The following is a 12,932-nucleotide window of genomic DNA, read 5'->3' on the forward strand; positions in this document are numbered from 1 at the left end:
TAAATTGGAATAATTTCATTATGAGCCGCATCATCCTTTCAACCCGAAGGAGACGGCAATGACCAAGACCCTGATTTTACTTTTCCACCCTGATCTGGCCAAATCCCACGCCAATGCCGCACTTGCTGCAGCGGCTGCACAATTGCCCGGCGTGGAAATCGTCGACATGCAGGCCGCCCACCCCAAAGGAATTGATTTTTTCCGGGATGGCGAGCATGAAGCGAAGCGTCTTCTGTCTGCGGATCGCATCGTCCTGCAGTTTCCGGTCCAGTGGTATTCCACACCCCCGCTTCTGAAGGCATGGCAGGACGCCGTGCTGACGCGCATGTTCTACGTTGCTTATGAGCAAGAGGGGCACAAACTCGAAGGCACACCACTCATGATTGCTGCGACAGCGGGAAATGTTCCTGAAGCCTATCGCGAAGGCGGGCGCAATATGTTTCCGATGATCGATCTGTTCGCGCCGCTACGGGCAACAGCGAACCGCTGCGGATTGGGCTGGGCGAACCCGTTTGTGCTCTACGCCGCCGACAAGCTTTCAACCGAAGCGCTTGAGCATGCGGCCGGCCGTTATGTGGGTGTCCTGAAAGACTGGATTGCCACGACGCCCGTTCCCGCAAGTGAGAAAGCAGCTTGAGCCAACAAAAAGCCCAGCTTGATCAGCTGGGCTTTTTTGCATTTCGGTAAAGTGATTTCTCGTCCCGACTATTCTTCTTCGTCTTCGTCCGGGGTTGAGCTCTTGAGCGAAGAGAGTTTGGCGAAAACCTTGTCCGCGTCGAGTTCTTCCTCGGCAGGCTGCTCATCACGATAGTCGAAATTCTCGGTCGCGGAAGCTGGCAGCAACGTGCTATCCGATTCCGGCGCTGCCGGACGGTTGCGCGAGGCGCGTTCGACTTCGATGTCGAGATCGATCTGCGAGCAAAGGCCGAGTGTAACAGGGTCCATCGCCGTCAGATTTGCCGAGTTCCAGTGCGTGCGGTTGCGGATCTGCTCGATGGTCGACTTGGTCGTACCGATCAGGCGGGAAATCTGCGCATCCTTCAGTTCCGGATGATTACGCACCAGCCAGAGAATCGCATTCGGGCGATCCTGCCGCTTGGAAAGCGGCGTGTAACGCGGGCCCTTGCGCTTGGCTTCCGGAACACGAACCTTCGGCTCGGAAAGCTTCAGGCGATAATACGGGTCCTTTTCACCCTTCGCGATCTCTTCGCGCGAAATCTGACCCGTAATGACCGGGTCCAGACCCTTGATGCCCTGAGAGGCTTCACCGTCGGCAATAGCCTTCACTTCCAGCGGATGCAGCTTGCAGAAAGCGGCAATCTGGTCAAAAGACAGTGCCGTATTATCGACAAGCCAAACGGCCGTTGCCTTCGGCATAAGAAGCTGGGTGGCCATTAGATATAATCCTTCTGTTCGTCCGCTCCGGTGGCGCGGGACGTGGGCAAAACCACAATTTCCGGGAAATCACGGCCTATATATCGTTTTTTTGTCGCGAGGGCAAGAATGGGTCTGAACCTTAGCACTACAGATGCAAATTCGTCAGGCCGTGGCGAAAAGAGTGATTTTCGAGTACCGGAGCGCAATGTACTTTTGGGTACATGAGCACCGGAACGCAGACAATTGCTCTTTGCAGCCCGGCATCACGAAGAATGCGACGGTAGTGTTAAGCAATATCGAGTACGATCTTGCCAATATGCCTTCCCTCCTCCATGCGTTCATGCGCGCGCCAGGCATCTTTCAGCGAAAAGATCATGTCCATCACCGGCGCAACGCGACGCTGTGCAAGAAGCGGCCACACCTTCGCCTCCAGTTCCCGCGCGATGCCAGCCTTGAAGTCAATCGGTCGCGGACGCAGCGTAGAGCCGGTATGGGTCAGACGCTTGGTCATCAATATTGCGAAATTGGCTGTAGCCTTCGCACCGTTGAGAAAAGCGATCTGCACGATGCGGCCATCTTCCGCTGCAGCTTTGTAATTGCGGTCGACATAATCACCACCGACCATATCGAGAATCACATTGGCGCCTTTGCCCTTGGTCACTTCCTTGACGACCTCGACAAAATCCTCTTGCCCGTAATTGACGGCGTGATCTGCTCCAAGTTTCAGGCAGGCTTCGCATTTTTCGTTCGAGCCCGCAGTTGCAATGACGGTCGCGCCGAATGCCTTTGCAAGCTGGATAGCTGTCGTGCCAATACCGGACGAGCCGCCGTGAACCAGAAAAATCTCGCCCTTCTTCAGCCCGCCACGCTCGAACACATTGTGCCAGACAGTGAAAAAAGTTTCCGGGATCGCTGCCGCTTCAATGTAGCCATAGCCCGAAGGCAAAGGCAGCGCGTTGGTCTCATGCACGACGGCATATTCGGCATAGCCGCCACCGGCCAGCAGTGCGACCACCTGATCGCCGATCTTGAACCGTTTGACACCGCTGCCGACGACAACAATGTCACCGGCAATCTCCAGACCCGGAATATCCGACGCGCCGGGCGGCGGCGCATAGTGACCCTGCCGCTGCAAGACATCTGGCCGGTTGACCCCGGCGGCGCGTACTCGCACCAGAATTTCACCTTCCTTGGGTTCAGGCATCGAGCGTTGAACAGGTCGAAGCATATGGGCGCCGCCCGGTTCAGAAACTTCGATAGCGGTCATCTGGGAAGGCAAGTCGGCCATCATCTTCAAAACTCCATTCAGATTTCTTACCCTACGCACCGTCGCAGAAATGCCGCATGGCGGATGCAAGACGTCACGTTAGGGAAATCGTCATCGATTTTCCCAAATATATATGCGACGATTCAAGGTGTTAAATCTTTTCTGAGCCATCATTGACCACGGAGGACGGCTATGAGCGGTTTCGATGAGGATGTAGTAAAGCCCCACAACAGCGTGGCACTAAGCGAAGAGGAGCTATCGCTGCTTTCGGTCATCGAGATCGACCAGCGCATAGCCCTGCTGCAATCCGAAATAGAGCGATTGAAGACAGAGCGCCTCAAGAAAGGCGATAGCCGCGCTGCGGCAGAAGCATTGTTTCGATAGGAATGAGATCGTCAACGGAAATGGATGCCGGAGCAAAACAGCCGGAACCATTTCCGGGCGGGACCTTTCGAAACATTCTTGATCTCAACGATCACTCATCGGCCTCAACACTGAAATCCGGCTTCAGACTTCGGGAATAGAATTTTGCGCATTTACATTCAGGTTCTGGCCCTCCTCTGCGGCACAGCGTTCCTCCTCATCGCTTCGGGACTTCATGGCCTTCTACTGCCGTTGCGCGGTGGCGCGGAAGGTTTTTCGGTCACATCACTCGGCATGCTCGGCACGACCTGGGCAGGCGGTTTTGTCGCCGGCTGTCTGCTTGCGCCGCGCCTTGTGCGGCGCGTCGGCCATGTGCGGGCATTTGGCTGTTTTGCGGCGTCGGCGGCGATCATCGCTCTTCTGACCGGCATTTTCGTGGATGCAACGATCTGGGTATTGCTGCGCGCCTTCACCGGCTTTTCCATGGCCGGTGCCTTCATGGTCATCGAAAGCTGGCTGAATGAGCGTGCGACCAACGAATCGCGCGGCAAGATTTTCGGCATGTACATGATGGTCAACTACGGAGCGACTATGTCCGGCCAGATGCTGGTTGCCGCGGGAGATGTACGCTCCGATCACCTGTTCATGATAAGTGGCATCTTCTTCTGCCTGGCTCTCATTCCGACCGCGATTTCCACAGCCGTCAGCCCCAAACCGCTGACGGAAGTACAACTCGATCTCAAGGCGCTTTACAACAACTCACCTGCAGCTTTCGTGGGTTGCATCCTGATTGGCATTGCCAATGGCGCCTGGGGTACTCTCGGAGCCGTCTTCGGCGCGAAATCCGGCATTTCGACCACCGAAATCGCCTTGATGGTCAGTGTCACCATCGCAGCCGGCGCCTTGATGCAGATTCCGATCGGGCGCATTTCCGATCTGGTTGACCGACGTTTTGTGTTGGCAAGCGTTGCCGCATTGGCGGCACTGGTCGGCTTCGTTGCCTTTCTCGTCGCGCCATCCAGCGGTCCCGTCATCATTACAATGACGGGCTGCTATGGGGCGCTCGCCTATGCGCTCTATCCCGTTGCCGTCGCCCATGCCAACGATCACGCAACATCGGAAAGCTTTGTGAAAGTATCGAGTGGGCTTTTGCTGCTTTACGGCTTCGGCACGATGCTCGGACCTCTACTGGCGGCTGCGGCCATGGATATTTTCTGGCCATCCGGTCTCTTCGCCATCACCATGCTCGCGCATATTTCCATCACGGGCTATGCGCTGTTCCGTTCCCGCAAGCGCGCATCCGTTCCCAAGGAAGACAAGGACCAGTTCAAGAGCATGCCTTCCGAACGCGGCGCAACACCGGAAGCACTGAACCTTGATCCAAGAGCTGAAACGGAAGGATGAAGGACGCTGAAAATCACGCCAGTAAATAGAGCTAATTAAATAGTTGAATCAATGCGTTCGGCGGCTGTGGCACAGCCGCCAATACTGCAATCCGGCGTCATAACCATGACACGAAAGAGCCGTGCCGTTGGCGCGACATTCCGTATCCACCACAAGGCTATTCAGGCTCGCGAGAGCCTTTCAACAGCCGATGTCTTTGGCTTGATACGCCTTATCGGACCGCGATGGATGCGCGGCTTCCCTGTTAGTGACGTGTTACCTGGGATCTCAGTTTTTCGATCTGGTCCTTAAGCATAAGCTTCTTGCGCTTGAGAGATGCAACGTGCAGGTCGTCCATTGCCGGTGACGCTATAGCTTCGGAAATTTCCTGTTCCAGAGCGCCGTGCTTCTTTTCAAGCGTGGCAAGATGGGACTCGATAGCCATCATCAGATCTCCTTTGGTTGATTTCCCTGATTTACGGAACAGCGCGAACCTCGTTTGCCCGCTATCCCGCCATTCAACCTGCATGAACGCCCGGCACACCTCCTGTATTCCGGGCCAAACACGCAGTCCCGGCTGCCAAGAATGCCGTATTATTTGTCGCCTTCGACAGCCGCCATCCATGACAGAACCATGACAGTTTGGCATGAGTTTGGTGCAAAGTCGATTTTGTCGTGGTAGCATTTTCCTGACGCGAAAAATGTGATAAGGGCTTCGCCGGAAACGGGCTGATGCCGCACCTTTTTATGGTTCGGCGCGGCCCGTAAAACTATTCAACAGAACGGGGCACCGCATGTCCGATCAGGAACAGGCCGAAATCAGATTGGCCGTCGCACGACTGAAACAGGAACACGCGGATTTCGATGCTGCCATAAACGCCATGATAGCGGTTGGCTGCGACCAATTGCGCGTCCAGCGCATGAAAAAGAAAAAACTCGCAATCAAGGACAAGCTGCAGGAGATGGAAGATCGGGTGATCCCCGACATCATCGCCTGAATGTCCATAGTGATCCATGACGGAGCCGGGGTTCGCCCGGCTTTATCATTTTTAATATCACCCTAAACATGCACGAAAGAAGCGGAGCAGGAAGATCAATGAGCGTTACTGCCGATGTCGCCGTCATCATGGGAAGCCAGTCCGACTGGGAAACCATGCGCCATGCTGCAGACACACTGGAAGCACTCGGCATTTCCTTCGATGCCCGGATCGTTTCTGCGCATCGCACGCCTGATCGCCTCGTTGCCTTTGCCAAAGGCGCCAAGGCAGAAGGGTTCAAGGTCGTCATCGCGGGTGCGGGCGGCGCAGCTCACCTGCCGGGCATGGCCGCAGCCATGACGCCGCTGCCCGTCTTCGGCGTCCCGGTCCAGTCCAAGGCGCTTTCGGGTCAGGATTCGCTTCTCTCCATCGTGCAGATGCCAGCCGGCATTCCCGTCGGCACGCTCGCCATCGGACGTGCAGGTGCGGTCAATGCCGCCCTTCTCGCCGCAGCCGTTCTGGCGCTTTATGACGAAGCGCTTGCCGCCCGCCTCGACGAGTGGCGCACCGCCCAGACGGAAAGCGTGGCAGAGCGCCCTTCGAACGAGGCCTGATATGAAAAATTCTGTACTGAAACCCGGTGCAACTATCGGCATCATCGGTGGAGGCCAGCTCGGCAGAATGCTTGCCATGGCCGCAGCACGTCTGGGCTTTGAAACCGTGATCCTGGAACCGCAGGCCGATTGCCCGGCAGCGCAGGTTGCCAATCGCCAGATCATCGCTGCCTATGACGATCCGAAAGCGCTCGAGGAACTCGCGGCGGCGTCCGATGTCATTACCTACGAATTCGAGAACGTGCCAGTCAGCGCCGCCGACAGGCTTGCCGAAAAGGCTCTGGTCTTTCCGCCGCCTGCCGCACTCGAAGTCTCACAGGATCGCTTTACGGAAAAGCAGTTTCTCAACTCCAGTGACATCGAAACGGCACCCTGGCGTCTTGTAGACGATGAAGAAACCCTCATCGCGGCCCTGGGTGCCCTTGGCGAGCGCGGCATCCTCAAGACGAGGCGTCTTGGATATGACGGCAAGGGACAGGTCCGGCTGACATCGCTCGACGAGACGGAAGCCCACAAGGCGCTTCTCGCGATCAATCGCGCGCCTGCAATCCTCGAAGGCTTTGTCGATTTCGAGCGCGAAGTCTCGGTGATCGCAGCGCGTGACCGCAACGGCAACATCGCGATCTTCGACATTGCCGAAAACGTGCACAGGAACGGCATTCTTGCAACGTCGACTGTCCCCGCCGCCATTTCCGACAGCACGGCGGAAGAAGCCCGCAAGGCTGTCACAAAGCTTCTGAACGCGCTTGATTATGTTGGCGTCTTGGGGCTTGAATTCTTCGTCCTGAAGGATGGCACGCTTCTGGCAAATGAATTTGCCCCGCGTGTGCACAATTCTGGCCATTGGACGGAAGCGGCCTGCGCCATTTCGCAGTTTGAACAGCATATCCGCGCCGTCGCCGGCTTGCCTCTGGGCAACACTGACCGGCATTCGGATTGCGTGATGGAAAACCTGATCGGTGACGATGTCGAGAAGGTGCCAGCGATTCTCTCCGAAAAGGATGCCGTGCTGCATCTTTACGGTAAAAAGGAAGCACGTCCGGGCCGCAAAATGGGCCATGTGACGCGCATTCACCCCCGCGGGAAATAATGTTCATCGGGAATCCCGTCGATTCCCGATGAATCTTTGCCACCTGCCAAGAATTTCAGCTCCAGTACCCTGAATCTGCGGCTCAGGAGTTGACATTTGCCCGAAACCTTGTGTATTTCGGCCAACCCTTCGGGCATCTAACAGTGCCTGTAATCAATTGGCGCCTCGGGCGCCTGTTTTTATGAAGCCCCGCGGCATCTGCACGTCAACGGGCCAACAAGACCGGTGATTGACATGAAGATCAAGAACTCGCTTAAAGCGCTCAAGGGCCGTCATCGTGACTGCCAGCTGGTCCGCCGCAAGGGCCGCGTTTACATCATCAATAAGACCGCTCCGCGCTACAAGGCTCGTCAGGGCTAATCTTATTTCTGATTTTGCATTTGACGTTTCGCTGTGCATGGTAAAATCTATGCGCATGCGGAACGTTTTTGCATGTCTGATTTCTTTTTCTCTGCTCGCGTCGCTTGGTATCTCAATACCATCGGCCTATGCCGAAGCAGTGCTTGGGAAAGTACCCCTTACCGCACCTCTGACACCCGTTCAGACCGGCCCCGACAGCGAACAGAAACCTGCCCCCGAAAAGCCCGCACCAACTGCAGTCCAGACGCCTGAAGAGCGGCTCGACAAGCTTTTTGCCGACCTGCGCCGTACGACGGACGAAGCCAAGGCGCGACGCATCGCCTCACAGATCAATACGCTGTGGTCACAGTCTGGCAGCGCAACGATCGATCTGCTAATGCAATGGGCCAATGCCGCCATGCTCGAGCGACGCTATCCTTCGGCAATCGACTTCCTGAATGAGGCCATCGCGCTCGACCCGGAATATGCGGAAGCCTGGAACCGCCGCGCGACGGTCTATTTCCTGCAAAAAGACTATGCCCACGCCATGTATGACATCAATCGTACGCTGGAGCTGGAACCACGCCATTATGGCGCGCTGACCGGCATGGCGGCCATCTTGCGCCTGCGCGGCCTCAAGGAACAGGCGCTGAAAGCCTATGAGCAGGCTCTCATCGTCTACCCGATGATGCGCGACGCACAGAAGAACTTCAACGATCTGGCCGACGAACTGACGGACACGCGGACTTAGAACCTGTTCCAGCAAACGTGGAGCCGCTGAAGCCGCTTCGAAACTGCTGCTCCCTCACATCATCATTATTCAAAACAAAAAACGCGCCCGAAGGAGCGCGTTTTTGAGGATGCCGAGCGCCATGACTGGATGAGATTCCGGGTGTGGCGTGTCGAAAATGGTGGGTTTTGAGAACCGGAGCGGAATGTACTTCCGTGCATAGTCCCGAAAAGTTGCAGACTTTTCGGATTAGACTATGTACCAAACAAAGATACATGAGCACCGGAAGCGCAAAACAACGCCATTTGCAGGCCGTCACGGTCGGAATATCGCCGGTCTAGATGCCCGACTTTCCGTCGGGACCGATATAGGCGATACGCAGCATGTTAGTCGCGCCCGGCGTGCCGAATGGAACACCGGCGGTAATGATGACGCGGTCACCCGCCTTGCCAAACTCTTCGTGGAAAACGATTTCGCAGGCATGGTTGACCATGTCTTCCAAATCGTGCGCATCGGCCGTCACCACGCAATGCAGGCCCCAGACGAGCGACAGCCTGCGTGCAGTATCGACGACCGGCGACAGGGCGATGATCGGCGTGCGCGGACGCTCGCGGGCCGCCCGCAAGCCAGTCGTACCGGAAGCAGTATAGGTGACGATGGCTGAAAGCTTCAGTGTTTCAGCGATCTGACGTGCAGCAAGCGAGATGGCGTCGGCGCCTGTCGGCTCCGGCATGGCACGCTGTGCATCGATGATGGTCGAATAGGTCGGCTCCTTTTCCACCTGCGCCGCAATGCGGTTCATGGTGGCAACGGCTTCGACTGGATACTGGCCCGAAGCCGATTCGGCCGAAAGCATGATCGCATCCGCGCCTTCGAACACAGCTGTTGCAACGTCGGACACTTCGGCGCGGGTCGGGACCGGAGCCGTAATCATTGACTCCAGCATCTGTGTCGCAACAACGACCGGTTTGCCGGCACGGCGCGCCTTGCGGGTAATCTGCTTCTGGATGCCAGGAACACTTTCAAGCGGCACTTCAACGCCAAGATCGCCACGTGCGACCATCAATGCGTCGGAAAGTTCGATGATTTCATCGAGACGCGTCACGGCTTGCGGCTTTTCGATCTTCGACATCAGGCCGACCTTGCCGCGCGAAACCTTGCGCACCTCGGCCAGATCTTCCGGACGCTGGATGAAGGAAAGCGCCACCCAATCGATTTCTTCCTTCAGAACAGCATCAAGGTCCTTGCGGTCCTTTTCCGTCAGCGCGCCGACGCCGAGCGTCGTATCCGGCAGGCTGACGCCCTTGCGGTCCGAAATCCGTGTGCCAGAAATCACCTTGCAGCGGATCGACTTGCCGTCGCTTGCTTCGGCGACCAGATGCAGCTTGCCATCATCGATCAGTAGACGATGCCCCGGTTCGACAGCTTCAAGAATTTCCGGATGCGGAAGATAGACGCGATGTTCATCGCCGGGCGCTTCGTTATTGTCGAGGGTGAAGGTCTGGCCGGGAACGAGATCGACCTTACCATCCTTGAACTTGCCGACGCGCAGCTTCGGGCCTTGAAGATCGGCCAGAATGCCGATCGGGCGACCCAGTTCCTTTTCCACATTGCGGATGCGCTTGACGAGGGTGCGCATCAGATCATGGTCGGCATGACTCATATTGATGCGGAACACATCCGCGCCTGCCTCAAACAGCTTGCGGATGACGGCTTCCTCGCCCGACGCCGGACCTAGCGTGGCGAGAATCTTGACCTTGCGGTTGCGCTTCATTGACTATTCGTTCCTGTAACAGTGGGGTTTTCTGTCGGCGTTTCATCGGTGAGCTGAACCATCCAGCTCGATTGTTCCCCGGTGTCGTATTCCTGGAAGCCGTTGCGCTGGAACCCTCGCGCAAAGCAATCCTGGACGCCAGTAATACGGAATTCTTTCTCGGCCACGCACATATTGACCTTGCCCTCCCAGCGTCCGCCACCCTGAGCGTCTTCGGCGTAGAGGTAATAATAGCGCGAGGTCAGCGGCCCCTCGATCAGGGTCTTGCAGCTTGATCCGTCGATATGCCACCAGCCTTCGGTCACCCAGCCGGTCTTGGCTCTATAGCCGATGGACACACCAACCAGGTTCTGGGTTGCGTTGCATACGCGGAAATCTGCACGAGCCTCTATGGATGTCATGCCCAGCGCAGTCATCAGCACACCGGCAAACAAAACTAGAGATAGTGGAAGTCGCATACGCAGAACCCCTTCAGCCCGCTATCGGTTTTATCGAACAATTAGTATTGCATAGGGAAATCCCATTTCGGGCAAATCCCATTTCGGGTCGCTCTCTTTTCGGCAGTTTCGCCTTTGATGTCAACGCAATCCCATTGAGAACAGATACTCTTGGTCAAAGAATGATCGTTGCAATCCGGGCTTTCTCATGACAGACCTGAAACAGCTTCCCTCACAACACAGAAATAATCCCCTTATTTAACGTCGGATTTCGCTCCATGCCGCTTCAATCCGGATCAACCGCTTCGTCGCCATTCTCGCCAGCGCATAGCGTCGATGGTGATTTCAGTCTCGGCCTGCTCCTGACTGCCGATCATGCACGGCGCGATGTTCCAGCCGAATATGGCACGCTTGGTTTGCGGCCATGTGAATTCGACCGACATATCGCCTATGATATTGGCGTCGAGAGCCTGACCCGCAAGCTTGCAAACCACCTGAAGGCGCCAGCAGTCCTCGGCGGGTTTTCGCGGCTGCTGATCGATCCCAATCGCGGCGAAGACGACCCGACGCTTATCATGCAATTATCCGATGGCGCGGTTATTTCCGGCAATTACCCAATGTCGGCAGGTGAACGCGAGGAACGGCTTGAGCGCTTCTATCGCCCCTATCACGACACGGTCGCCCGGACGAGCGAGCGCGTGGTGACTGAAAGCGGGGCTGCACCTTTCATCGTTTCTATCCATTCCTTCACGCCGCGCTGGAAGGAAAAGGCGCGGCCCTGGCAGATCGGTCTTCTCTGGGACAAGGACGACCGCGCCGTAAAGCCGCTTTTGTCGCTGTTGCGTGAAAACGCCGATCTGACGGTTGGCGATAACGAACCTTATGACGGTGCACTCAAGAACGACGCCATGTATCGCCATGCGACGGCTAAGGGCTTCGCCCATGTCCTGATCGAGGTGCGGCAGGACTTGATTGCCGATGACAAGGGTGCAGATGAGTGGGCCGACAGGCTGGCACCGATGATCGCCCATATCAATACGCTCGACGGAATTCATGAGATCCGCTATTTCGGTTCCCGGGCAGATTTCGCGGATTGAGCACCCACTTTACCCGCTATCCACAGGGCTTGACCCGTCAAATCGGGTCAGGCATCGAAAAAGGCTCTTAATTTTGTCCGCGACTCGCGGGAAAAACGATCCAGACTTTCGATAAGCGGTTTTCGCGCAATGCGTGTCCGCGTCATCACAGACTTTGAATTGGAGAACTCCTCGTGAGCGACGACATTACCAGCGAAGCCCAAACCATTGCTGTCGGCCAGTTGCGCGCTTTCATCGAGCGCATCGAGCGCCTAGAAGAAGAAAAAAAGACTATCGGCGATGATATCAAGGAAGTTTACGCGGAATTGAAGGGCTCAGGGTTTGACAGCAAGGTCGTGAGGACCATTATTCGTCTGCGTAAAAAAGAAGACCATGAACGTCAGGAAGAAGAGGCCATGCTGCAGCTCTATATGGACGCACTTGGCATGAGCTGATTTCGGCTCTTCCCGGAGCCTTCCGTCTTCCTGAAATAGAAACCCCAGGATCGTCCGCGATCCGTATTCGGAGGAAGGGGATAGGTGTATGGAATTCAGGAAGCTCGGACGTACCGAACTCAATGTTTCGCCGCTTTGCTTCGGCGGCAATGTATTTGGATGGACGGTCGATGAAGCGACATCGTTCTCTCTTCTCGACCGGTTCGTCGACGCCGGATTCAATTTCATCGACACAGCGGATGTCTATTCCGCTTGGGCGCCCGGCAATGTCGGCGGCGAATCCGAAACCATTATCGGCAACTGGCTGAAATCCCGTGGCCTGCGCGATAAAGTCGTTATTGCCACCAAGGTCGGCTCCGAGATGGGTCCCGACGAGAAAGGCCTTTCCCCGGCCTATATCCGCAAAGCGGTCGATGCCTCCCTCAAACGGCTGCAAACGGATTACATCGACCTCTATCAATCGCACTGGGACGATCCAGAAACGCCATTCGCGGATGTGCTCGGCACATATAAAGAACTGATCGAAGCAGGTAAGGTCCGCGCCATCGGTGCGTCCAATCTCACGCCCGAGCGACTGACCAAAGCGCTTGACGTCGCCCGGACCAACAATCTGCCCCGCTATGAAAGCCTGCAACCGCTTTATAATCTCTATGATCGCGCGGATTTCGAAAACGGACTTGCGAAAATCTGCCGTGACAACGAGCTTGGCGTTATTTCCTATTATTCGCTCGCAGCAGGATTTCTGACCGGTAAATACCGTTCTGCTACGGATTTGGGACAAAGCGCGCGCGGCAAATCGGTCGAGAAATATCTGACGGACCGGGGTTCGCGGATCATTGCCGCACTTGATGACGTGGCCCGCAATCTCGACGTCACGCCGGCACAGGTCGCCATCGCGTGGCTGATCGCGCAGCCGTCAATCACGGCCCCCATCGCCAGCGCAACACGCTCGGCCCAGCTCGGCGAACTGATCACCGCAACAGAACTGAAACTCAGCGACGATGAAATCGCCCTGCTGAACAAGGCCAGCAGTTAAATTTCAAGGCATCG

Annotated in this window: 16 protein-coding genes; 11 read left to right on the top strand and 5 right to left on the bottom strand. The window is 56.3% G+C overall.

Going from position 1 to position 12,932, the window contains the following annotated elements; all coding sequences use genetic code 11:
• The first annotated feature begins 58 nt into the window (after positions 1-58).
• Entirely contained in the window at positions 59-637 is a 579-nt protein-coding gene (locus JNC70_RS13570) for an NAD(P)H-dependent oxidoreductase (protein ID WP_104753831.1), read from the top strand.
• Positions 638-705: 68 nt separating this feature from the next.
• Here the strand turns inward: JNC70_RS13570 and JNC70_RS13575 are convergent, their stop codons facing one another.
• Together JNC70_RS13575 and JNC70_RS13580 are read right to left on the bottom strand one after the other, a co-directional pair.
• Positions 706-1,395 carry a DUF1013 domain-containing protein gene (locus JNC70_RS13575; protein WP_104753830.1) on the bottom strand — a complete coding sequence of 230 codons (690 nt, stop codon included), beginning with the start codon at positions 1,393-1,395 and terminating at the stop codon, positions 706-708.
• A 268-nt stretch (positions 1,396-1,663) separates the two neighbouring features.
• The gene (locus JNC70_RS13580; protein ID WP_104753829.1) at positions 1,664-2,668 is read right to left on the bottom strand and encodes an NAD(P)H-quinone oxidoreductase; all 1,005 of its coding nucleotides are present in this window, start codon (positions 2,666-2,668) and stop codon (positions 1,664-1,666) included.
• 168 nt (positions 2,669-2,836) lie between these two features.
• Here JNC70_RS13580 and JNC70_RS13585 point away from each other — a divergent pair, with 168 nt between their 5' ends.
• Both JNC70_RS13585 and JNC70_RS13590 read left to right on the top strand, forming a co-directional pair.
• Positions 2,837-3,028, top strand: a complete 192-nt coding sequence (locus JNC70_RS13585) for a DUF1192 family protein (protein ID WP_104753828.1) — start codon at positions 2,837-2,839, stop codon at positions 3,026-3,028.
• Positions 3,029-3,172: 144 nt separating this feature from the next.
• A complete protein-coding gene (locus tag JNC70_RS13590) occupies positions 3,173-4,411 on the top strand; it encodes an MFS transporter (RefSeq protein ID WP_104753827.1) in 1,239 nt (412 codons plus the stop codon).
• Positions 4,412-4,655: 244 nt separating this feature from the next.
• On the opposite strand, the gene JNC70_RS13595 is transcribed toward JNC70_RS13590, so the two are convergent.
• Positions 4,656-4,838, bottom strand: a complete 183-nt coding sequence (locus JNC70_RS13595; protein ID WP_012091308.1) for a YdcH family protein — start codon at positions 4,836-4,838, stop codon at positions 4,656-4,658.
• Positions 4,839-5,184: 346 nt separating this feature from the next.
• Between JNC70_RS13595 and JNC70_RS13600 the strand changes: the two genes are divergently transcribed.
• From JNC70_RS13600 to JNC70_RS13620, 5 genes are all read left to right on the top strand, one after another.
• Positions 5,185-5,388: a YdcH family protein gene (locus tag JNC70_RS13600; protein ID WP_006471281.1), complete on the top strand. Its 204-nt coding sequence runs from the start codon at positions 5,185-5,187 to the stop codon at positions 5,386-5,388.
• A 98-nt stretch (positions 5,389-5,486) separates the two neighbouring features.
• Entirely contained in the window at positions 5,487-5,981 is a 495-nt protein-coding gene (gene purE / locus JNC70_RS13605) for a 5-(carboxyamino)imidazole ribonucleotide mutase (protein WP_104753826.1), read from the top strand.
• A gap of 1 nt (position 5,982) precedes the next feature.
• Positions 5,983-7,071, top strand: a complete 1,089-nt coding sequence (locus tag JNC70_RS13610) for a 5-(carboxyamino)imidazole ribonucleotide synthase (protein WP_104753825.1) — start codon at positions 5,983-5,985, stop codon at positions 7,069-7,071.
• 234 nt (positions 7,072-7,305) lie between these two features.
• Positions 7,306-7,431 carry a type B 50S ribosomal protein L36 gene (gene ykgO / locus JNC70_RS13615; protein ID WP_010661422.1) on the top strand — a complete coding sequence of 42 codons (126 nt, stop codon included), beginning with the start codon at positions 7,306-7,308 and terminating at the stop codon, positions 7,429-7,431.
• A gap of 37 nt (positions 7,432-7,468) precedes the next feature.
• A complete protein-coding gene (locus tag JNC70_RS13620; protein WP_104753824.1) occupies positions 7,469-8,161 on the top strand; it encodes a tetratricopeptide repeat protein in 693 nt (230 codons plus the stop codon).
• 316 nt (positions 8,162-8,477) lie between these two features.
• On the opposite strand, the gene pyk is transcribed toward JNC70_RS13620, so the two are convergent.
• A complete protein-coding gene (gene pyk, locus JNC70_RS13625) occupies positions 8,478-9,914 on the bottom strand; it encodes a pyruvate kinase (RefSeq protein ID WP_104753823.1) in 1,437 nt (478 codons plus the stop codon).
• On the bottom strand, positions 9,911-10,372 hold the full coding sequence (locus JNC70_RS13630; protein ID WP_061348002.1) for a DUF1036 domain-containing protein: 462 nt from the start codon (positions 10,370-10,372) through the stop codon (positions 9,911-9,913). The genes pyk and JNC70_RS13630 overlap by 4 nt, the downstream gene beginning before the upstream one ends.
• Positions 10,373-10,629: 257 nt before the next feature.
• Between JNC70_RS13630 and JNC70_RS13635 the strand changes: the two genes are divergently transcribed.
• The 3 genes from JNC70_RS13635 (at position 10,630) to JNC70_RS13645 (ending at position 12,918) form a co-directional block, all read left to right on the top strand.
• The gene (locus JNC70_RS13635) at positions 10,630-11,448 is read left to right on the top strand and encodes an N-formylglutamate amidohydrolase (RefSeq protein ID WP_104753822.1); all 819 of its coding nucleotides are present in this window, start codon (positions 10,630-10,632) and stop codon (positions 11,446-11,448) included.
• A 173-nt stretch (positions 11,449-11,621) separates the two neighbouring features.
• Positions 11,622-11,882, top strand: a complete 261-nt coding sequence (locus tag JNC70_RS13640) for a DUF2312 domain-containing protein (protein WP_002964837.1) — start codon at positions 11,622-11,624, stop codon at positions 11,880-11,882.
• An 88-nt stretch (positions 11,883-11,970) separates the two neighbouring features.
• Positions 11,971-12,918 carry an aldo/keto reductase gene (locus tag JNC70_RS13645; RefSeq protein ID WP_104753821.1) on the top strand — a complete coding sequence of 316 codons (948 nt, stop codon included), beginning with the start codon at positions 11,971-11,973 and terminating at the stop codon, positions 12,916-12,918.
• The last annotated feature ends 14 nt before the right edge of the window (positions 12,919-12,932 follow it).

This window comes from Brucella oryzae, assembly GCF_041929965.1.
GTDB lineage: Bacteria > Pseudomonadota > Alphaproteobacteria > Rhizobiales > Rhizobiaceae > Brucella > Brucella oryzae.